Genomic DNA, 19,724 nt, shown 5'->3' on the forward strand with positions numbered 1-19,724 from the left:
GGCAGGAGCCAAGAGGTGGTGATCTGGCAGAGTACACAAACAGACCGCGGCTCCGCAGGTGCCAGGTACGATGAACGGTGCGACGAAATGACAGGCAAAAAAAATCCCACGGCCCCAAAAGGCGGTGGGAGAAACTAAGCGCGCCCGGTTTAAGCACGCTCAAATTTTCAAGTCAGATCTTATGAATTCAGCTGGAACAGTGACATCTTCGACATATCAGTGAAGGTCTTGTAAGACGCTTGCAGTGCTGTCTGTTGCATGGTGTAGCTGGAGATAGCCTGGGTGTAATCCACTTCCACCAGATTACTCATCTGAGTCGCCATGATGGTGTCATTGGTATCACCTTGGGAATCCAGCGTGTCCAGTTCGTCGAGTTTAATACCGACATCCGAGCGAACCGCCAACACATTGTTCAAAGAGTTGCTCAGGCCGCGGTTGGTTTTATCCATTGCATCCTGGAATGCTTGCTTAGTCGCATCATCGGCATCATCTTGTGGCACCTTCAGTGCTGCAATGGCGCTATCCAACATATTAAACAAATTAGTTTCACTGGCGCTGCCGTCAGGCTCAGTTTTCGCATTGCTGGTGATCGACATAAAGACAGAGTCACCGGTGTTTCCTACCGTCATCGTGCGGCTGTCATCCACCTTCTGGCTGATGGCATCACTTCCGCCGACGTAGGTAACGCCTGTACCGGTATCGCTAAACGGCTCAGCTTCTGTTTTATAGCCGGCAAAGATATAACGACCGCTTGCATCTTTGCTGTTCGCCAGGCCAAGTAACTGATCGCGTAAGCCCTGAAGCTGAGTGGCATAGGATGCACGATCGTCATCACTCAAGGTGCCGGTTGACGCCGCAACAAGCGCGGACTGCGCATCAATAATGCCATTGGTGACGCTTTGCAGTGTGTTCTCTTCCAACGACAGACTTTGTGTAGCAAAAGTGCGCGCAGTGGCATATTGACTACTTTTTGCTTGTGACTGCGCCAACACAACTGAGCTTGCCGCAGCAATAGGATCGTCTGATGGCGTGTTAACGCGCAGTCCACTGGAAAGCTGCTGCCCCACTTTCAACCAGGATGCCTGTGACTCGGTAATCCCGCGGACCTGCTGGTTGAAAATCATATTAGTACTAAGACGCATGGGCTTTTATCCTCTCTCTACTTAGCTCATGATGCCAATCAGCGCATTAAAAATCGTGTTCGCTGTTTGCAATACCTGGGCATTCGCCGTGTAAAACTGCTGATATTTAGTCAGGTTGGCATACTCTTCATCGAGGTTAACACCAGACACGGATTGTTGACGGTCGGTCAATTGGCTCACCACACTCTCCTGGGTGGTGCTAGCCGTTTCCAGCGTGCTGGTTTTATTGCCAACGGTGCTCACGATGGTGGCATAGGCTTGTGCCAGCGTGGCGTTGCCATTCACCAGGTTTGCATCCTGCAGATCCAACATTTTCTGCGCATTGGTATTGTCACTTTCACCGCTGGTCGCTGAGGATGCAGCAGCAATTTGCGACTCATCAGTGATGGCAACCGACATGTCGCCGATAACATTTTGCACCGGTTTGACCAGGAAACTGTCTTTCGCCTGAGCAGTTCCACTTACGGTAAGATCGAGACCATCAAAACTCAGCGTGGTATTCCCATCGGCATCGGTGCCGGGTGTCGCCGTCACTTTTACGTTGTCTGACATACGCGTTACAGACCAGTTGGTACCGTCATAACTCACCGTGTAGTTCGATGCTTTCAATGCGCTGCTATCAGACCACTCAGCCGTCACCGTTGCACTACCGGTGTTTTTGGTGTTGCTTAATACCGTTGGGCTGCCAATGGTGAAGAAATCAGTGCCTTGATTACCGTTACTGTCATACCCTGCGGTTTGCACCGCATTGAAGCTGGTGGTGAAGGCTGCGGCCAACTGGCCTAATTGATTCTGTGCTGTATCAAGGTCTTGCGTACGGAAGGCTAACAGCCCACCTAATGAACCGGTCGTCAGTGTCTTCTCAGGAATTTCCACGTTACCCGCTAGCTTATCGACATAACCTACGGTAATGCGTGAAGGATCACTACTGGATGGCATCGCTACCAGTTGGGTGGTATTTTTGCCGCTGACCAATGTCGTGCTGCCCATGGATACGATGTAATTTCCATCCTGCTGCGACACAGTCACGCCAACCACATTGTTCAGGTTATTGACTAGCTCATCACGCTGGTCCAATAAATCATTTGGTGCCGCACCGCTTGCCGTGGTTAGTTTGGCAATTTGCACATTAAGGTCTGCAATCTGACTGGTATATGTGTTTATCTGGTCAACGCTCGATGTGATATCCGTGTTAACACTGTTTTGCATACTTGTCAGATATTGCGCCGTGGTCTGGAATTGATTGACCAGACCTTGCGCATAACTCAGCATCGACTGGCGTGCTGATGGATCATTCGCATTGCTCACCACGTTAGACACGTTGGTGAAGAAGCTTTGAATGGAAGTCGACAGGCTGGTAGTCGACGTCGACAGTAAATCATCGATATTGGAAATCTGATTATATTGTGTGTTGACTGCACTGTAGTTAGCGCTGGAGCCGCGTAACTGCGCGGTAATAAACTCATCATATTCGCGCTGCACACCAGTGACATTAACGCCGTTACCGTAGTAGCTGGTGCCTGATAACGTACTATTGGACTGGCTAAGCAGGATGGTCTGACGTGAGTAACCCGCTACCGTGTAGTTGCTGATGTTGTTACTGGTGGTGCTTAATGCGGCCTGTGCGGCGCTCAGCCCACTCATCGCTGAGTTAATTATGCTGGACATCTCGGTTCCTTTATTTCCCGTTAACCGGGCTGGCAGTCATCAGTGCGATTGGGCGGGCTAAAACGCCCGCAGCTTATGATGGTTATCGGCGTGCTTAAGTGAAACTTGAGGTAAAAAATCAGAACAAATCGGTGATATCCTGGCTGTACGCCTTCACGACTTTCTCGCCCATGTTTTTGAATTGTTGGATCATTCCCACCAATTTCTGCGCATATTTCGGATCGGTGGCGTAGCCCGCTGCCTGCAGGGCTCGTGCGCCCTGCTCCGGCGTTGCAGCATTGGCAACGGCGGCATAGCGCGGGTTATTGGACAGCAGTTTGACGTAGTCGCTGAGTGCTTCCATGTAGGAACCATACACACGGAAGGTGGCACGCACTTTCTTCGCCACGCCACCTTCATATTCGGTGGTCATGATGTCGGTGGTTGCGCCCTTCCAGTCTCCACCTGCCTTGATTCCAAACACGTTGTAACTCGGTTTGCCGTCGCGCGTCAGGATCTGGCGTTGTCCCCAGCCCGATTCCAGTGCCGCCTGGGCAAGAATCAGGTGATGAGGAATACCACTTTGCTGACTCGCGGCCTGCGCGGGTTGGGACAGCTGTGCAATAAAGTCGTTACTATCCGTTGGGAAACTGGACGGCGACACCGGCAGGCGTGGTACGGCCTTGCGCACCATCTGCTCCAGTTGGTTGGAAGGCAGATTGCTATAAATGAAGCTGTTATCCAGCTTCATCGGTACCGTGCCAGCGGTTTCATCAGGCTCTTGCGCGGGCTGCATCTGTTTGACGATCAAATCCGCCATACCCAGCCCGCGTTTACCGATTTCCTGCGCAATCTGCTGATCGTACATTGAGGTGTACATCTTCGTTGAGTCGCTGCTGAAGATGCCATCCTGCGGCAACGCTTCACGCATGCTCTTCAACATCATCTGTACGAACATTCCCTCAACCTGTTTTGCCACCTGCAGCGCCTTCCCTTTCGGGTCGGCGGCTGCTTCGCGTTTCAGGTTGTTCAGTGAGCGGCTGTCATAGGCCGCACTCATCAGCGATTGCGTATCGGTCATCAGATGATTTCCAGTTTGGCGCGCAGACAGCCTGCACTTTGCATCGACTGCAGAATCGACATCAGCTCAATTGGTGTCGCACCCAACGCATTCAGCGCACGAACCACGTTATTCAGATTGGCGCTGGAGTTAACATGCTGCAACGCGCCACCGCTCTGGCGTAAATCGATTGACGTCTGGGTGGTAGCGACCGTCTGTCCACCAGCAAAAGGCGTGTTCGGCTGGCTGACGTTCTGCTGTTGGTTAACCGTTACCGACAGGTTGCCCTGTGCCACAGCACAAGTGTTCAGTGTGACTTCACGGTTCATGACCACAGAACCGGTTCGCGAGTTGATGATGACCTTGGCATCTTCGATCGGCACGGAAACGTCAATGTTCTGGATTTCGGCCAGCAAGCGCACTTGCGAACTGTTGTTCGGCGAAACACGAATCTGCACGGTACGTGCATCTAGCGGTTGAGCGGATCCCATACCACGGCTATTAATCGCATCAGCGATGCGCTGAGCCATGGTGAAGTCTTCATTATTCAGCTGCAGGTTGATGGTGTTCTGGCTGCCAAAGTTACTTTGCAGTTCACGCTCCACCGTCGCTCCGTCAGTAATGCGACCCCCGTTAAGCTGGTTCACCTGCACACTGCTGCCGCCGGCTGATGCACCCGCACCACCGACGAGGATGTTTCCCTGCGCCAGCGCGTACACCTGGTTATCAACCCCTTTCATCGGCGTCATTAACAGCGTGCCACCGCGCAGGCTTTTGGCGTTACCCAGCGAAGAGACCACCACGTCAATATTCTGCCCCTGCCGCGCAAACGACGGCAGCTTTGCCGTGACCATAACCGCCGCCACGTTTTTCAGCTGCATATTGGTGCCGGTGGGCACGGTGATACCGAGCTGCGACAGCATGTTGCTTACCGTCTGGGTGGTAAACGGGGTTTGCGTTGTCTGGTCACCTGTCCCATCAAGTCCCACCACCAGGCCGTAACCGATCAGCTGGTTTTCGCGTACGCCCTGTACGGATGTCAGATCGCGAATGCGGTCAGCCTGGGCCATCAAACTGACACCGAGCAGCAGACTCAGGCTCAGACGCAGCAGAGTGTTCATTTTCATCATTACCTCGATTACATCGGCGACACGTTCAGGAAGAAACGCTGGAACCAGCCCATGGTTTGCGCCTCATTGATATACCCGTTTCCGACATACTCAATACGTGCATCGGCCACCTGCGTTGACAACACGGCGTTGCTGGCGCTGATGGTGCGTGGGTTAACCACACCGGAGAAGCGAATAAATTCGGTTCCCTGGTTAATTTCGATCTGTTTCTCACCGACCACGCGCAGGTTGCCATTCGACAACACCTGATTCACGGTGACGGTGATGGTGCCGGTAAAGGTGTTATTGGCCGTTGCGCCACCTTTGCCAGCGAAGTCATTTTTGCCATTGGCATCCAGTCCGGCTTTCTCACCGGCGGCGCCGACCAGACCGCTCAGGCCGGTTGGCACAGTGCTCACGCCAAAGCTGTTGCTGCCATCGCGACTCGCATTGGCTGAAGAACTTTTGCTGGCGCTGACATTTTCTTGCAGCGTAATCGTCAGAGTATCGCCAATGTTACGTGGACGGCGGTCTTCGAACAGCGGCTGATAGCCATAGTTCAGTGGCGCAACGCCCTGGAAAATGGAACCGTTTACCACTGGCGGTGCGGAAGGCGTGGGTTCTGCCGTTGTGGCACCCTGCACCAGAGGCGTACGCGGGACTAACGCACAACCGTTTAATGTCAGTAGCAGCGTGGCTACTAACCAATGCCCAGGCTTGAGAATCACTTGCTTCGCCACGGAGTTCTGACCTTATTCATGTTCTTAATCGGGCCAGCCAGGCTGGCCCAACGGCCCCAGATTAAACCTGGGTTAATTTCTGCAGCATCTGATCAGAGGTGGTGATCGCTTTGCTGTTGATTTCATAAGCACGCTGCGTCTGAATCATGGTGACCAACTCTTCCGCCACGTTGACGTTAGAGGTTTCAACATAACCCTGATACAGCAAACCAGCGCCGTTCTGCCCTGGCGTACTCTGCGTCGCCGCACCGGATGCCTGCGTTTCCTGATAGAGGTTTTCACCCAGGCTATCGAGGCCCGCATCGTTCATAAAGGTGCTCAGCGTCAACTGTCCCACCTGCGCTGGGTTGGTCTGCCCCTGCTGCGTCACGCTCACCACACCGTCACGCGAGATGGTGATGCTGGTGGCGTTCGCCGGAATAGTGATCCCAGGCTGAACCGGATAGCCGGCGTTGGTCACCAGCTGACCGTTCTGATCTACCTGGAATGAACCGTCACGGGTATAAGATGAGGTGCCATCTGGCATCTGCACTTCGAAATAACCCTGACCGTTGATTGCCACGTCTTTTGAGTTGCTGGTCTGCGACAGGTTGCCCTGGGTATGCAGACGCTCGGTGGTCACTGGGCGCACACCGGTACCAATCTGCAAGCCTGAAGGCAATGTGGTCTGTTCCGATGACTGCGTGCCCGGCTGACGCAGCGTCTGATACATCAGATCTTCGAACACGGCACGCGAACGTTTAAACCCGTTGGTTGAAACGTTCGCAAGGTTGTTCGAAATGACGTCCATATTGGTTTGCTGGGCGTCAAGGCCGGTTTTAGCGATCCATAAAGAACGAATCATGTTGTTTTCCTTACGCCTTAGCTGCTCATGTTGAGCAGTTGATTGGCTTTTTGTTCGTTTTCATCGACGTTAGTGATGACTTTCATCTGCATCTCGAAACGTCGGGCGTTGGCGATCATGTCGACCATGGTTTCCACTGGCTTAACGTTACTGCCTTCCAGCACACCTGGCATGACCGCGACCGTTGCATCAGGAGCTAAAGCCGCACCGCGTGTCGCCTGCGTCGCTTGGGTTGGACGGAACATGCCGTCGTCGCCACGCTGTAACTCTTTGCCCGTGGCCTTAACCAGCTTCAGCTTGCCAATCTGCACCGTGGCGTTCGGTGCATCACCCGCATTACGCGAGGTGATGGTACCGTCAGCCGCGATGGTCAGTTCGGAGCCTTGTGGAATGGCGATTGGACCGCCATCGCCCATCACGGGATTGCCCTGAATGGTCAAAATACCGGTCGAGCTGATCTGCATATTGCCGTTGCGGGTATAGGCTTCAGAACCGTCAGCGGTACGCACCGCCAGCCAGCCATCTTGCTGTACGGCCACATCGAGCGGGCGTCCGGTGTTGTCCATCGCCCCTGGCGTCATATCGGCACCCGGCGTTGAGGCAGCCACTAAGGTGCGCGTCGGCAGCGACCAGCCGTTGACCGGCACCGCACGCAACGCGTTGAGCTGGGCGCGGAAACCCGGCGTTGAGGCGTTGGCGAGGTTGCTGGCGGTCACCGATTGTTGTTCCATCGTCTGACTGGCGGCGCCCATCGCGGTATATATTGCGTGATCCATAATGCAATCCCGTTAGCGAATTAACGTAAGTTAACCAGGGTGTTAAGAATCTGGTCCTGCGTTTTGATGGTCTGGGCGTTGGCCTGATAGTTACGCTGCGCCACGATCATGTTGACCAATTCCTGGCTCATGTCGACGTTAGACGCTTCCAGCGCGCCAGAGGTGAGCGAACCGTAAGTACCGGTATTAGCAAGACCAATAGCAGCCTGACCGGAAGAGCTGGTGGCTGACCAGACGTTGTCACCTTCGGACTTCAAACCTTCAGGGTTAGAGAAGCTAGCCAGCACGATCTGACCGAGCAACTGAGTCTGCTGGTTGGAATAGGTGCCTGTGATAGTGCCATCGTCGTTAATCGCGTAGCTGGTCAAATCGCCAGGCGCATAGCCATCCTGAGTTGGGTTGCCGAATGTCGTCGTCCCGGTGTTCTGCTGCAGGCTACCACTCATGCTCAATGTGATTGCCTGCCCTGCTGCGGCACCATTAGAACCGTTGATGGTCAGGGATACTGAAGTTGCTCCAGCCACACCGCCTAAGCTCGTCATTTTGCCACTAGAGTCGAACACTGCTGTAAAATCGCCAGCGCTTGTTCCTGTCGTGGAATCAATAGCGTGAACACTCCAGGTGTTATCAGCCGTTTTCACATAGTACAGATCCAAAGCATGATCATTACCCTGTGAGTCATACACGGTTACCGTACTTTTGGCGTTGTAAGTGTCGACGTTGGAGGCATCAAATGCGGTATCGTCCAATGCAGTACTGGTTGAGTTCAAATTCGCTACTTGTGTCGCAGTCGTTGTGGCACGTGCTGACATCTGAGTGGTAGGCACACTCAGCGCGACCGGGTTTGCACCGGTTTGAATTGTCGGTGGAGTCCCTGTGGCCGGATATCCGGTTACTGAGAGACCCTGGGTGTTCACCAGATTACGGTTCTCATCCAAAGTAAACTGACCGTTGCGTGAATAATAAACTGCTCCACTGGAGTCGGTCATACGGAAGAAACCGTTACCGCTCAATGCCACATCGAGACCACGGCTGGTAGTGGTGGTGGTGCCATCGTTGAAGTTCTGGATGACTGCAGCCACTTTCGTACCCATACCCACGTTTGAACCGGCGAACATATCGGCAAAAGAGATGGTGCTGGATTTGAAGCCGGCAGTGGCGGAGTTGGCAATGTTGTTACCGATGACGTCGAGGTTACTGGAAGCAGCACTCAGACCACTTACCGCTTGTGAAAAAGACATATTATTTCTCCTGCTAAAAGGTTAATCAGAGAATCTGACGAATTTCATCGAGGGTCGCGGAGCCCATGGTGCCGAGATCCAGTTTGGAGGTGTCATCGACCGTACTCACGCCATTGACGTAGGCATAGTTGAGCGGCTGAGCCACCAGTTGTGTTGTGCCATTGCTGGCTGCAATGGATACTGAATATTTACCGTCTGCAACGGTAGCGCCATTTGCATCGGTGCCGTCCCACGAGAAGGTATGTACACCGGAAGACAGCGCACCCAAATCAATGGTACGAACCACCGTACCGCTGCTGTCCTTGATCGTCGCCGTGGTCGCTGTGGATGCGGTAGTTAACTCCACACCGAATGGTGTCGTGGTACCACTACCAACCAGGATCTGGCTGCCATCAATCATCACACCATGCCCAATCAGCGTCGTACTCTGCAGTGACTGGCTTGTAGTGAGCTGGCCAGAGATAGAACCCAATGTGGTATTCAGCTTCTCAATGCCGCTCAGGGTGTTAATCTGCGCCAGCTGAGTGGTGAGCTGGCTGTTGTCCATTGGGTTGGTGGGATCCTGGTTCTGCAACTGCGTCACCAGCATGGTCAGGAACTGGTTCTGCAAGTCCTGAGCACTGTTTCCCGTCCCTGTTGAACTGGAAGAACTCAGTACCGTTGGGTCAAGATTGGCATTAACGCCGACTGCTACGCTCATGTTCGTGCTCCGTTATTGACCCATCGTCAGGGTTTTCATCATCATTGATTTCACCGTATTCAACACTTCGACGTTGGCCTGATAACTGCGGGACGCTGACATGGTGTTGACGGTTTCTGATACGACATCGACGTTTGGCATCTTGACGTAACCCTTCTCATCCGCCATCGGATTACCGGGGTCATACACCAATTTGGCCGGGGTAGGATCGTTCACCACGCCCGCGACTTTGACGCCACCGGTCGCCGCGCCAGGGGCGGCATCGGTCTGAAATATCACCTGTTTTGCCACATAAGGCTGGCCATCCGGCCCGGTGACGCTATCGGCGTTGGCCAGGTTACTGGCACTGACGTTGAGGCGCTGTGATTGCGCGGTCATCGCAGAACCGGCGATATCAAAAATATTCAGCAATGCCATGGTTATTGCCCCTGCAGAACGCTCATCATGCCTTTGATTTGGCTACTGATGAGGGTGAGATCGGTTTGGTATTTCAGGCTGTTATCAGCAAACTGCGTACGTTCACGATCCATATCCACGGTGTTGCCATCCGCGGCAGGTTGATCGGGAATGCGGTACATCAGGTCCATGGATGGCTGAGAGTTGGTTTCAGCAGCGATGTGGCGTGAAGAGGTGACTTTCAGCGCCATGCTGCTCCCCTCCGCGCGACCATTTTCCATCACCTTGCTCAGCTGGCTGGCAAAGTCGATATCCCGCGCCTGGTAGCCCGGGGTATCGGCGTTGGCAATATTGGACGCCAGGATTTCCTGGCGCTGAGCACGCAGATTTAACGCTTCTGTACCAAATCGCAGCGCGGCATCGAGTTTGTCGAGCATGCTTCCTCCGCGAATGAGAATTTCGAGCTGACAGCTTAAGTGGACAAATGCAAGGGTGATCGTCTGAATAGCAGCAAAAATCACGGCTATTTTTGACATTGAATTTTTCGCGCGAAGAGTAGACTCAGGCCATCTTCTCGACAGGAGGCGTTTATGCGCAGTTCTTTATCTTTGCTGGCCACGTTGTTGTTGGCCTTCGCGCTGCCCGTTCATGCGGCGGACCTGACCGCACAGTTAACGCAGTTTTTTAAAGCGCGCGATCCGCAACATGCCGCGGGGATGACCGTGGTGGTGCGCACGCCCAAAGAGCAGTGGCCGACCTGCGAGGCTCCGGCGTTACAACTGCCGGGCAACAGCCGCCAGTGGGGTAATCTCAGCATTGCCGCCAGTTGCGATCAGAATCGTCGTTTCCTGCAAGTTCAGGTACAGGTGACCGGTCAGTATTTAGTTGCCAGCCATCAGGTCGCCCGTGGCAGTACCCTCGACCCGAATGATTTCCGTCTCGAGACCGGGCGTCTGGATGAACTGCCTCCGCGAGCCCTGTTCGATAACAACAGTGTGGCCGATGCGATTGCGCTGCGCGACATCCCGCCTGGACAGCCGGTGACCGCGATGATGCTGCGTCAGCCCTGGCGGGTCAAAGCAGGACAAAATGTGATGGTGGTAGCCAGCGGAAACGGGTTTAATGCCAGTAGCGAAGGACGTGCGCTGAACAACGCCAGCGCGGCACAAATGGTGCGCGTGCGCATGGGAAATGGTCAGGTTGTCAGTGGGCGCGTCGACGCGGATGGGAATATTCTGATATCGCTATAAAGCGTTAAAGAACCTTGTTGTTCTGCCGATAGAGATATCAACAAAGACATTACCCTATGCTGACTCAGTTGACTGACCCTCAGCTGACCTTACAGGAGCACGACCATGAGCATCGACAGAACGCAGCCTTTAATTCCGGTGAGCACTGTACAATCCCGCGACACCAACGATAACAACGGCAAGGTGCGCCAAAACGTTACTGCTTCAACCAACGCCAGCACCAGCGAAAGCGGTGCCGAAGTGAAGTTGAGCACGGCTCAGGCGCAGTTAATGCAGCCGGGCAGCAAAGACATCAACACTGCACGTGTTGAACAACTGAAAACCGCTATTCGTAATGGCGAACTGAAAATGGATACCGGTAAGATCGCCGACGCGCTGATCGCCGATACCAAGGCGTATTTAGAGGGTAACTAATCCCAATGGACAATCTGCTGACCACCTTAGATAAAATGCAAGACGTGCTGGCTTCACTCACTGTGGTGATGGATGAAGAGCAACAGCAACTGTCTGCCGGCCAGGTTAATGGCAACCTGTTGCAGCGCATATCAGAAGATAAAAGCGCGCTGCTGACGACGTTGAATTATCTGGACGACATGCGCCGAAATACCGAAAAATCACTCGGTACTCAGGCGCCCTATGATGGTCACAGCGATCGTGAACGCCGCTGGCAGAGCATTCAGCAGCATACCCGCCGTTTGCGCGATACCAACACTCATAACGGTATTCTGCTGCAGCATCAAATCAGCTTCACCAATGATGCGCTCTCGGTACTGAAACCGCACCAGACTCAGGCGTTTTACGGTCCCGATGGATTAGGCAAAGGTCAGTCGACGCTCAGCCGCAAAGGTTAATAAAGAAAAATCCCGCCGAGGCGGGATTTTTTTATGCCAGCGTGCGGCGGGCAAAATCTCTCGGGCGGAAGCCCAACAGACCCAGCATGACAAAGTAAGCACCACCGCCAATAGCACAGACTGCAGCCAGACGCAGTAACCGCCACCACATCTGCCCTTCTTCCCAGGCCGGCATCACATGCAGAATGCCCAGCAGCGCTGCTGCCATGACCACAACCGCAATCATCAGACGCACCAGGAAGCTAAACCAACCCGGCTGCGGCTGGAAGATATCCTGTTTACGTAATTGCCAGTACAGCAGCGCGGCATTCAGACAAGCCGCTAATCCAATCGACAACGACAATCCGGCATGTTTGAGCGGGCCGATAAACGCCAGGTTCATCACCTGCGTCATGATCAGCGTCACAATCGCAATCTTCACCGGGGTCTTAATGTCCTGACGCGAATAGAATCCGGGCGCCAGCACTTTGACCACAATCAGCCCCATCAATCCTACCGAATACGCCACCAGCGCACGCTGCGTCATGGCGGCATCGAACGCGGTGAATTTACCGTACTGGAACAGCGCCACGGTCAGTGGGCCAGAGAGGATGCCGAGGGCAACGGCGCTCGGCAGGGCCAACAGGAAGCAGAGGCGCAGGCCCCAATCCATCAGACGCGAGTACTCATCATGATTGCCGCTGGCGAAACTCTTCGCTAACGATGGCAGCAAAATCGTGCCCAGTGCGACACCCAATACGCCCGACGGGAACTCCATCAAACGGTCAGCATAGTACATCCACGACACTGAACCCGAGACGAGGAATGAGGCGAAAATGGTGTTGATGATCAGGGATATTTGGCTCACCGATACGCCAAGAATCGCCGGTCCCATTTGGCGCATGACGCGCCATACGCCGGCGTCACGCAGGTTGAGGCGCGGCAACACCAGCATGCCGATTTTCTTCAAGTGCGGCAGTTGGTAGAACAGTTGCAACACCCCACCGACCACCACAGCCCATGCCAGCGCCATCACCGGTGGATGGAAATGCGGGGCAGCAAACACCGCAAAGCCAATCATGCTGATGTTTAATAACGTCGGCGCAAATGCCGGAACCGAGAAGCGATTCCAGGTGTTGAGTATCGCACCGGCCAGCGACGCCAGGGAGATCAGCAGAATATAAGGAAAGGTAACGCGTAGTAGCGAACTGGTCAGCGCGAATTTATCGGCGGTATCAGCAAATCCGGGCGCAGTGACCATAATCACCCAGGGCGCGGCAATCATGCCGAGCACCGTCACCACCGCCAGCACCAGCGTCAGCAAACCGGAAACGTAGGCCACAAATACGCGTGTGGCCTCTTCGCCCTGCTTGCTTTTGTATTCGGCAAGAATGGGCACAAACGCCTGAGAAAAGGCGCCTTCCGCAAAGATACGGCGCAGCAAATTGGGCAGTTTAAAGGCCACGAAGAAGGCATCGGTGGCCATACCGGCACCGAAAACGCGTGCCACTATGGCATCACGGGCAAAGCCCAGCACGCGGGAAAAAAGGGTCATCGAACTGACCGCAGCCAGCGATTTCAACAAATTCATTTTGAGTGGCGCATCCTGAAAAGTGTCGGATAAATGAGCAACTTAGCGCGGACATCTGCTGATGTCCGGCGATAGTCTACTGCCACTGCGGGAAATGACCAGCATTGAGTGTTACAAGGGGTTATTCCTGTTCGGCATCGCGCCACAGTTTTTCCACCAGACGCTGCGCCGCCAGCGCCTGTTCACCGCTGGTTTCAGGCATCGTCTGATTTTGTACGCACTGGATAAAATGCTGTGCCGCACCGCTGAAACCACGCTGAGCAAGATGGCTTTGCCAGGAGGCTACCGGGTCTATACGTAAGCCGCCGAGGTTCTCCTGCTGCCAGTCACGCATCTCATTAATTTCGATGTAGTCACCGTCGCAGATGGCGCTCACCACTTCGCGCTGTGTGCCGGCGCGACGATGCATACTGGTGGTGATTTGCAACGCTCCCGCCGAGAAGTGATGTTCGGCGTACAGCATCGCCCCCTCCTCATTGGTTTCAATAAAGCCCTGCTCACGCGTGAGTTTGCCCCCTGCCAGCCACAGCGCCGTATCCACCACGTGCAGGTAGTCATCCAGCAGAGTAAAGCGCAAATCCCCTGGACCCACGCTATCCGCGCGATGCTTCTCAATACGCAGTGAAGCCGCTCGCGGCATTTCCGCTTTCAACTGTTGATAGCGTGGCGCAAAGCGACGATTAAACGCCACCATCAGTTTACGTTTGCGCTTCTCTGCCAGTGCCACCAGCGCTTCCGCCTGCTGCAGGGTTTCGGCTAATGGTTTATCCACGCAAACATCTTTGCCCGCCAGCAGCAACGCCTGCACCACTTCAAAATGACTGGCGGTGCTGCTGTGCACAAAGACCGCATCACTGGCGGCTGCCAGCGCGTCCAGCTGATTGAAATAAGGCATGCGATAACTGTCGCAGATGGGCTGAGCTTTTGCCGGGCTCGGCGAAAACGCCCCCGCCAGTTGCCATTCGGTGGCGTGAGACAACACGGGCAACCAGGCTTTCTGCGCGATGCCGCCTAATCCAACAATACCGATACGTAGCGTCATGTTATTGCTCCTTCTGCAACAGGTGCTCCAGCTGGGATTGCAGCTGAGCCACCTGTTGTTCCAACTGCGCAACCCGGCTGACCAAATCTTCACTGTCCATCTCATCCGTGCTCGCGGCGGGTGCTTCAGCCACATCGCCGCCGAACAGATGCATATAACGGCTTTCGCGTTTACCCGGCTCACGTGCCAGACGCACCACCATCGGGCCGTCATCACGGGTGATTAAGCCGTTCAACGTTTGCTCGACCTCATTCATATCGCTGAACTCATGCAAACGTCCACTGCGGGTACGCAGCTCACCCGGCGTCTGTGCGCCGCGTAAGAACAGTAGCGTCAGCACCGCCACTTCTGCGCTGTTAAGCTGCAAATTCCCGAATGCAGAGTTACAGAAGCGCTGTTCATACTTACTGACGCGTTGACCGAACCCGTTATTGGAGGTGGCCAGATGCTTTTTCACCAGCTCATCAAGCTGAGATTGCACCTCCATTTCACTCAGGTTCATCACCGGTTCACGGTTGGATTTTTGATTACAGGCGGTGACCACGCCGTTAAGGGAAAGCGGATATTGATCCGGAGTGGTGACCTGTTTCTCTAACAGGCAACCGATCACACGCAGCGCCTGCGCGGATAAAGCCATCTTCATGCGGTTTTCCTTTTATTGTCCACGACGATCCGCGGTCCACTCCTGCCACGTCAGCGCGGTCAGCACGTGATCCTGCCAGCGTCCATCAATCAGCAGGTAATCTTTGGCATAACCCTCTTTCTCGAATCCGAGACGCGCCAGCAAATCACCGCTGCGCTGATTATGCGGCATATAGTTAGCCATAATGCGGTGAATGCGTTGCTGTCGTTGCATATAGCGAATCGCTGACTGCAACGCTTCAAACATCATGCCTTGCCCCTGCCACTTCTCGCCTAATGAATAACCGAGGTAACAGGCGTGAAATGAACCGCGCAGCACGTTGCTAAAATTGGCCACTCCGCGCACTTCATGCTCTTCCGGGTCCATCAGCACAAAATAGTAGGCAGAGCCCTGTTTATGCATATCCGCGATCAGCCCAAGGCGTGCCTGCCAGCCCGAGGGGTAGCAGTGGCTTTCGTCGCGCACCGGCTCCCAGGGTTTGAGGAAGACGCGGTTCTCTGCATAATAATCTGCCAATCGCCAGGCATCGCGCTCGTGAACTAAACGGACCACCAAACGATCGGTAGTCAGGCGCACGCGGGGTCCAGCAGAACGATAGCCAAACATCATGACTCCTGAAATCCATAACTTTAAGAAAGATGTACGCCTGAGGCGATACTTCTCACTATAACCGTCCCTTTCACTACGGTAAAACCCTCAAGACCCTGCCACGCAATTCATCCTTATCCAGGATTAATTTTTCTGCGGATTCGATGAAAAAATATCATCCTGGATACGCTGTCTTTCCCGTCAGCGCAGGCGGAAAATAGACCAACTGGTCACTTTTCTCTTCTCTTGCTCAGGATTAAGCATGTCTCGGGTAGCGCGGGCACGACGCCTCGGTAAAACATTCCTCTTAGTCGATAACATGTTGGTGGTGTTAGGCTTTTTCGTGGTATTTCCACTGATTTCTATCCATTTCGTTGAGCAACTGGGCTGGGCGGCGTTAATGGTGGGTATCGCGCTGGGTTTGCGTCAATTTGTACAGCAGGGGCTAGGCATTTTCGGCGGCGCGATTGCGGACCGTTTTGGCGCACGTCCGCTGATTGTGACGGGCATGCTAATGCGCGCAGCTGGATTTGCCTGCATGGCGCTGGCGCATCAACCCTGGATGCTGTGGCTGGCCTGTTTGCTTTCCGGCCTCGGTGGCACCTTGTTTGACCCGCCCCGCAGCGCCATGGTGGTAAAACTGGTGCGCGCTCGTGAACGCGGTCGCTTCTTCTCGCTGCTGATGATGCAGGACAGCGCGGGAGCGGTGCTAGGGGCGCTGATTGGCAGTTGGTTGCTGGCGTGGGATTTCCGCCTGGTGTGCTGGGTGGGTGCAGCGGTGTTTGTCGCTGCGGCGATATTTAACGCCGTGTGGCTACCGGCGTGGCGCATCTCAACGGAACGCATTGCGGTGCGCGAAGGTATGCAGCGTGTCTGGCAGGATAAACGTTTTCGCCTCTATGTGCTGACGTTGACCGGCTACTATATTCTGGCCGTGCAGGTCATGCTGATGCTGCCGGTGATGGTGAATCAGGTGGCTGGTGCGCCCGCCGCCGTGAAATGGATGTACGCCATCGAAGCCATGCTGTCGCTCAGCCTGCTCTATCCGCTGGCCCGCTGGAGCGAAAAACGCTTCCGCCTGGAAACCCGGCTTATGGCGGGTTTATTCCTGATGACCTTTAGCCTGCTGCCTGTCGGCATGACCCAATCTCTCCCTTCGCTGTTTTTGTTAATCGGCGTGTTCTACCTGGGGTCCATCATCGCTGAACCGGCACGCGAGACGCTCAGCGCATCGTTGGCCAGTTCACGCGCGCGGGGCAGTTACATGGGATTCAGTCGTTTAGGTCTGGCCATCGGCGGTCTGATTGGCTACTCCGGTGGTGGGTGGATGTTCGACATGGGCCAGCAATTGGCTCTGCCTGAACTGCCCTGGATGTTGCTGAGCAGCGTTGGCATCATCACTCTGCTGGCATTGTGGTGGCAGTTCCAGCCGCGCCCGGTGGCACCGATCATCTTCAGCAGCTAGTTTGCCCCTTCGGAGGATCTCTTCCATACTTCCCGCACGTCCGGAAAAAGGGTGACCTTTGTCACCCTCAGATTTACACAGGAGAAACGGGATGAAACTCTACATCTACGATCACTGCCCTTTCTGCGTGAAAGCACGCATGATTTTTGGCTTAAAGAACCTGCCGGTTGAATTGATCGTTATGCTCAATGACGATGAGCAGATGCCAAAAAAACTCATCGGGCAGAAGATGGCCCCCATTCTGCAAAAAGCCGATGGCAGTGCGATGCCAGAGAGTATGGACATTGTCCGATTGGTGGATAAGCAGGATCGCGAGCCGCTGCTTAATGGCAAAAACAACCCCGCCATCAGCGAATGGCTGCGCCGCGTTAACGGCTATATCAATAAGCTGCTGATTCCGCGCATCGCTGATGCCTCGTTTGCGGAATTTGCCACGCCGGAAGCGCGGAGTTACTTCCGTGAGAAAAAACAGGCCAGCGTCGGAGATTTCACTGAGCTGCGTAAACACGCGCCCGGGCTGATAAAAAACATCAGTGATGACCTGCGTCAACTCGATAAGCTCATCGTCAAACCCAATGCCGTGAATGGCGAACTGTCTGAAGACGATATCAATCTGTTTCCGCTCCTGCGTTCGCTCACCTTAGTGGCTGGCATCGAATGGCCGAGTCGCGTAGCGGATTACCGCGACAATATGGCGAAGCAAACCCAGATTAACCTGCTCTCTTCCATCGCGGCATAGCCCCGTCCGATGAGAAACGCTGCGGCGTTTCTCATCCCTCTCCTGGTGACACCTGGCCCGGTTTCAGGCAGGCTATGGCTGTTTTGCCGTATCGTTCAGGATGAGGAACTATGAAAAAGGCGATGTCTGGGCTGCTGGCCCTGTTTTTAGCCGTGCTATTGAGCGGCTGCAACCAATTGACGCAATACACCATCAGCGAACAGGAAGTGAATCAGGCGCTGCAGAAGCGTAATAACTTCGAAAAAGACATCGGCGTGTCCGGATTAGTGAATGCACATATTGTGCTGAGCGATCTCAACAGCCAGATTGGTCGTGAGGAGCCCGGCAAGATTACTTTGTCCGGCAAAGCGAACATCAATGTCAGTTCGCTGTTTGGCCCACAGCAGGCTGAAATGCAGTTGAAGATGAAAGCTCAGCCGATTTTCAATGCTCAGGAAGGCGCGATTTATTTGCATGATATTGAAATTGTCGATGCGCAGGTTCAGCCAGAAAAGATGGCATCCATCATGAAAACGCTGACGCCTTATCTGAATGAATCACTCAAACGCTACTTCAATGAGAAGCCCGCCTATGTGCTGAGCGAAGATCGGAGCAAAGGCGAAGCGCTGGCGAAGAAATTTGCTAAAGGCATTGAAGTGAAGCCGGGACAGTTGGTGATTCCGTTTACGGATTAACCTCAACCACCGCATCTTCGGGTGCGGTTTTTGTTTCCGGCAATAAAATCCCGTGCAAACGGTTGCTCACACCCTTATGATTACTCCCCGGCCTAAACGTGCCCATTCGTTTTTTCTCAGCCGGAGCCTTTTTGAATGACAGCCCAACCCCAGCAAATCACGATTCGCCGCCCTGACGATTGGCATATCCATCTGCGCGATGGCGCGATGCTTAATGCAGTTTTGCCTTATACCAGTGCGGTCAATGGTCGTGCGATTGTCATGCCAAACCTGGTTCCACCGGTGACCAGCGTCGAGGCCGCCATTGCCTATCGCGAGCGCATTATGGCTGCGCTGCCTGCAGAACACGCTTTTACGCCACTGATGACCTGCTATCTCACTGATTCCTTAGATCCGGATGAAATTGAGCGTGGCTTCCGCAACGGGACTTTTACCGCAGCGAAACTCTATCCCGCGCATGCCACCACCAACTCCAGCCACGGCGTCACCAATATTGACTCCATTGCCAGCGTGCTGGATCGTATGCAGCAGATCGGTATGCCGATGCTGGTACACGGTGAAGTCACGGATTCGCACATCGATATTTTTGACCGTGAAGCACGCTTTATCGAAACCGTGCTGGAACCGCTGCGTCAGCGTTTCCCTGCCCTGAAAGTGGTGATGGAACACATCACCACCAAAGAAGCGGCAGAATATCTGGCTGCGGGCAACGATCTGCTGGGTGCCACCATCACGCCGCAGCATTTGATGTTTAACCGCAATCACATGCTGGTGGGCGGTGTACGTCCTCATCTCTACTGCCTGCCGATTCTGAAACGCAACATTCACCAGGAAGCACTGCGCAGCCTGGTGGCCAGCGGCAATCGTCGCGTATTCCTTGGCACGGACACCGCACCACATCTGCGTCACCTTAAAGAGGCGAGCTGCGGCTGTGCCGGCGTGTTTAACGCCCCGACATCACTGCCTGCCTATGCCACGGTATTCGAAGAGTTGAATGCGCTGGAACATTTCGAAGCGTTCTGTTCAGAAAACGGTCCAAACTTCTACGGCCTGCCGCTAAATGAGGGCACACTGACGCTGGTACGTGAGTCCTGGACAGTGCAGGACACCATCAACGTGGCCGATGACACGCTGGTGCCGTTCCTGGCAGGTGAAACCCTAAACTGGCGTATCAAAGAATAATATTGCACAGCTTGCCTTTGGGATAACTTTACTGTACAAATAACCAGTATATTATCCCGGAGGCT

General features: G+C 54.2%; 22 protein-coding genes. 7 read left to right on the plus strand and 15 right to left on the minus strand.

Annotated features, from left to right (window positions below):
- Positions 1-179: 179 nt before the first annotated feature.
- The 11 genes from flgL to flgB all read right to left on the minus strand — a co-directional run bounded on the left by flgL (position 180) and on the right by flgB (position 10,092).
- Positions 180-1,142 (minus strand): flagellar hook-associated protein FlgL, encoded by a 963-nt coding sequence (gene flgL / locus WFP70_RS09220; RefSeq protein WP_160868228.1) that lies wholly within the window; start codon positions 1,140-1,142, stop codon positions 180-182.
- Between the two features lie 21 nt (positions 1,143-1,163).
- A complete protein-coding gene (gene flgK / locus WFP70_RS09225) occupies positions 1,164-2,810 on the minus strand; it encodes a flagellar hook-associated protein FlgK (RefSeq protein ID WP_160868229.1) in 1,647 nt (548 codons plus the stop codon).
- 118 nt (positions 2,811-2,928) lie between these two features.
- A complete protein-coding gene (flgJ, locus tag WFP70_RS09230) occupies positions 2,929-3,870 on the minus strand; it encodes a flagellar assembly peptidoglycan hydrolase FlgJ (RefSeq protein WP_337023208.1) in 942 nt (313 codons plus the stop codon).
- Complete coding sequence (locus WFP70_RS09235) at positions 3,870-4,976, minus strand: flagellar basal body P-ring protein FlgI (RefSeq protein ID WP_166931829.1); 1,107 nt, start codon at positions 4,974-4,976, stop codon at positions 3,870-3,872. The genes flgJ and WFP70_RS09235 overlap by 1 nt, the downstream gene beginning before the upstream one ends.
- Before the next feature lie 11 nt (positions 4,977-4,987).
- Positions 4,988-5,698 carry a flagellar basal body L-ring protein FlgH gene (locus WFP70_RS09240; RefSeq protein ID WP_034830679.1) on the minus strand — a complete coding sequence of 237 codons (711 nt, stop codon included), beginning with the start codon at positions 5,696-5,698 and terminating at the stop codon, positions 4,988-4,990.
- A gap of 61 nt (positions 5,699-5,759) precedes the next feature.
- Positions 5,760-6,542, minus strand: coding sequence for a flagellar basal-body rod protein FlgG (flgG, locus tag WFP70_RS09245; RefSeq protein ID WP_034830678.1), 783 nt, complete (start codon positions 6,540-6,542; stop codon positions 5,760-5,762).
- A gap of 17 nt (positions 6,543-6,559) precedes the next feature.
- Entirely contained in the window at positions 6,560-7,318 is a 759-nt protein-coding gene (locus tag WFP70_RS09250) for a flagellar basal body rod protein FlgF (protein ID WP_034830676.1), read from the minus strand.
- A 20-nt stretch (positions 7,319-7,338) separates the two neighbouring features.
- Positions 7,339-8,559, minus strand: coding sequence for a flagellar hook protein FlgE (flgE, locus tag WFP70_RS09255; RefSeq protein ID WP_337023207.1), 1,221 nt, complete (start codon positions 8,557-8,559; stop codon positions 7,339-7,341).
- 25 nt (positions 8,560-8,584) lie between these two features.
- A complete protein-coding gene (gene flgD / locus WFP70_RS09260; protein ID WP_337023206.1) occupies positions 8,585-9,259 on the minus strand; it encodes a flagellar hook assembly protein FlgD in 675 nt (224 codons plus the stop codon).
- Between the two features lie 12 nt (positions 9,260-9,271).
- The gene (gene flgC / locus WFP70_RS09265; protein ID WP_034830669.1) at positions 9,272-9,676 is read right to left on the minus strand and encodes a flagellar basal body rod protein FlgC; all 405 of its coding nucleotides are present in this window, start codon (positions 9,674-9,676) and stop codon (positions 9,272-9,274) included.
- A gap of 2 nt (positions 9,677-9,678) precedes the next feature.
- Complete coding sequence (flgB, locus tag WFP70_RS09270) at positions 9,679-10,092, minus strand: flagellar basal body rod protein FlgB (RefSeq protein ID WP_034830667.1); 414 nt, start codon at positions 10,090-10,092, stop codon at positions 9,679-9,681.
- Between the two features lie 153 nt (positions 10,093-10,245).
- On the opposite strand from flgB, the gene flgA reads away from it, so the two are divergent.
- From flgA to flgN, 3 genes are all read left to right on the plus strand, one after another.
- Positions 10,246-10,905, plus strand: coding sequence for a flagellar basal body P-ring formation chaperone FlgA (flgA, locus tag WFP70_RS09275; protein ID WP_058959594.1), 660 nt, complete (start codon positions 10,246-10,248; stop codon positions 10,903-10,905).
- Positions 10,906-11,010: 105 nt separating this feature from the next.
- On the plus strand, positions 11,011-11,319 hold the full coding sequence (gene flgM, locus WFP70_RS09280) for a flagellar biosynthesis anti-sigma factor FlgM (protein ID WP_034830662.1): 309 nt from the start codon (positions 11,011-11,013) through the stop codon (positions 11,317-11,319).
- A 5-nt stretch (positions 11,320-11,324) separates the two neighbouring features.
- Complete coding sequence (gene flgN / locus WFP70_RS09285; RefSeq protein WP_058959595.1) at positions 11,325-11,756, plus strand: flagellar export chaperone FlgN; 432 nt, start codon at positions 11,325-11,327, stop codon at positions 11,754-11,756.
- 31 nt (positions 11,757-11,787) lie between these two features.
- Here flgN and murJ read toward each other — a convergent pair whose 3' ends face one another.
- From murJ to rimJ, 4 genes are all read right to left on the minus strand, one after another.
- Positions 11,788-13,326: a murein biosynthesis integral membrane protein MurJ gene (murJ, locus tag WFP70_RS09290; protein WP_097119606.1), complete on the minus strand. Its 1,539-nt coding sequence runs from the start codon at positions 13,324-13,326 to the stop codon at positions 11,788-11,790.
- 121 nt (positions 13,327-13,447) lie between these two features.
- Entirely contained in the window at positions 13,448-14,368 is a 921-nt protein-coding gene (locus tag WFP70_RS09295; RefSeq protein ID WP_337023205.1) for a Gfo/Idh/MocA family protein, read from the minus strand.
- 1 nt (position 14,369) lies between these two features.
- A complete protein-coding gene (locus WFP70_RS09300; protein WP_034820121.1) occupies positions 14,370-15,011 on the minus strand; it encodes a DUF480 domain-containing protein in 642 nt (213 codons plus the stop codon).
- 12 nt (positions 15,012-15,023) lie between these two features.
- Positions 15,024-15,617, minus strand: coding sequence for a ribosomal protein S5-alanine N-acetyltransferase (gene rimJ, locus WFP70_RS09305; protein ID WP_034820126.1), 594 nt, complete (start codon positions 15,615-15,617; stop codon positions 15,024-15,026).
- Between the two features lie 244 nt (positions 15,618-15,861).
- On the opposite strand from rimJ, the gene mdtH reads away from it, so the two are divergent.
- The 4 genes from mdtH (at position 15,862) to pyrC (ending at position 19,659) form a co-directional block, all read left to right on the plus strand.
- Positions 15,862-17,064, plus strand: coding sequence for a multidrug efflux MFS transporter MdtH (gene mdtH, locus WFP70_RS09310; RefSeq protein WP_337023204.1), 1,203 nt, complete (start codon positions 15,862-15,864; stop codon positions 17,062-17,064).
- Between the two features lie 91 nt (positions 17,065-17,155).
- Entirely contained in the window at positions 17,156-17,803 is a 648-nt protein-coding gene (grxB, locus tag WFP70_RS09315) for a glutaredoxin 2 (RefSeq protein ID WP_058959598.1), read from the plus strand.
- 110 nt (positions 17,804-17,913) lie between these two features.
- A complete protein-coding gene (locus tag WFP70_RS09320; protein ID WP_034820132.1) occupies positions 17,914-18,477 on the plus strand; it encodes a lipoprotein in 564 nt (187 codons plus the stop codon).
- A 135-nt stretch (positions 18,478-18,612) separates the two neighbouring features.
- Positions 18,613-19,659 (plus strand): dihydroorotase, encoded by a 1,047-nt coding sequence (gene pyrC, locus WFP70_RS09325; RefSeq protein ID WP_045833074.1) that lies wholly within the window; start codon positions 18,613-18,615, stop codon positions 19,657-19,659.
- Positions 19,660-19,724: the final 65 nt, after the last annotated feature.

This window comes from Pantoea sp. USMM079 (assembly GCF_037153115.1).
Taxonomy (GTDB): domain Bacteria; phylum Pseudomonadota; class Gammaproteobacteria; order Enterobacterales; family Enterobacteriaceae; genus Pantoea; species Pantoea communis.

Coding starts and splice junctions, on each gene's coding strand:
- WFP70_RS09320 (WP_034820132.1), top strand. CDS start 17,914: ATGAAAAAGGCGATGTCTGGGCTGCTGGCCCTGTTTTTAGCCGTGCTA.
- flgD (WP_337023206.1), bottom strand. CDS start 9,259: ATGAGCGTAGCAGTCGGCGTTAATGCCAATCTTGACCCAACGGTACTG.
- pyrC (WP_045833074.1), top strand. CDS start 18,613: ATGACAGCCCAACCCCAGCAAATCACGATTCGCCGCCCTGACGATTGG.
- flgE (WP_337023207.1), bottom strand. CDS start 8,559: ATGTCTTTTTCACAAGCGGTAAGTGGTCTGAGTGCTGCTTCCAGTAAC.
- WFP70_RS09250 (WP_034830676.1), bottom strand. CDS start 7,318: ATGGATCACGCAATATATACCGCGATGGGCGCCGCCAGTCAGACGATG.
- flgL (WP_160868228.1), bottom strand. CDS start 1,142: ATGCGTCTTAGTACTAATATGATTTTCAACCAGCAGGTCCGCGGGATT.
- WFP70_RS09235 (WP_166931829.1), bottom strand. CDS start 4,976: ATGAAAATGAACACTCTGCTGCGTCTGAGCCTGAGTCTGCTGCTCGGT.
- mdtH (WP_337023204.1), top strand. CDS start 15,862: ATGTCTCGGGTAGCGCGGGCACGACGCCTCGGTAAAACATTCCTCTTA.
- flgK (WP_160868229.1), bottom strand. CDS start 2,810: ATGTCCAGCATAATTAACTCAGCGATGAGTGGGCTGAGCGCCGCACAG.
- murJ (WP_097119606.1), bottom strand. CDS start 13,326: ATGAATTTGTTGAAATCGCTGGCTGCGGTCAGTTCGATGACCCTTTTT.
- flgN (WP_058959595.1), top strand. CDS start 11,325: ATGGACAATCTGCTGACCACCTTAGATAAAATGCAAGACGTGCTGGCT.
- flgA (WP_058959594.1), top strand. CDS start 10,246: ATGCGCAGTTCTTTATCTTTGCTGGCCACGTTGTTGTTGGCCTTCGCG.
- rimJ (WP_034820126.1), bottom strand. CDS start 15,617: ATGTTTGGCTATCGTTCTGCTGGACCCCGCGTGCGCCTGACTACCGAT.
- WFP70_RS09295 (WP_337023205.1), bottom strand. CDS start 14,368: ATGACGCTACGTATCGGTATTGTTGGATTAGGCGGCATCGCGCAGAAA.
- WFP70_RS09300 (WP_034820121.1), bottom strand. CDS start 15,011: ATGAAGATGGCTTTATCCGCGCAGGCGCTGCGTGTGATCGGTTGCCTG.
- grxB (WP_058959598.1), top strand. CDS start 17,156: ATGAAACTCTACATCTACGATCACTGCCCTTTCTGCGTGAAAGCACGC.
- flgM (WP_034830662.1), top strand. CDS start 11,011: ATGAGCATCGACAGAACGCAGCCTTTAATTCCGGTGAGCACTGTACAA.
- flgC (WP_034830669.1), bottom strand. CDS start 9,676: ATGGCATTGCTGAATATTTTTGATATCGCCGGTTCTGCGATGACCGCG.
- flgJ (WP_337023208.1), bottom strand. CDS start 3,870: ATGACCGATACGCAATCGCTGATGAGTGCGGCCTATGACAGCCGCTCA.
- flgG (WP_034830678.1), bottom strand. CDS start 6,542: ATGATTCGTTCTTTATGGATCGCTAAAACCGGCCTTGACGCCCAGCAA.
- flgB (WP_034830667.1), bottom strand. CDS start 10,092: ATGCTCGACAAACTCGATGCCGCGCTGCGATTTGGTACAGAAGCGTTA.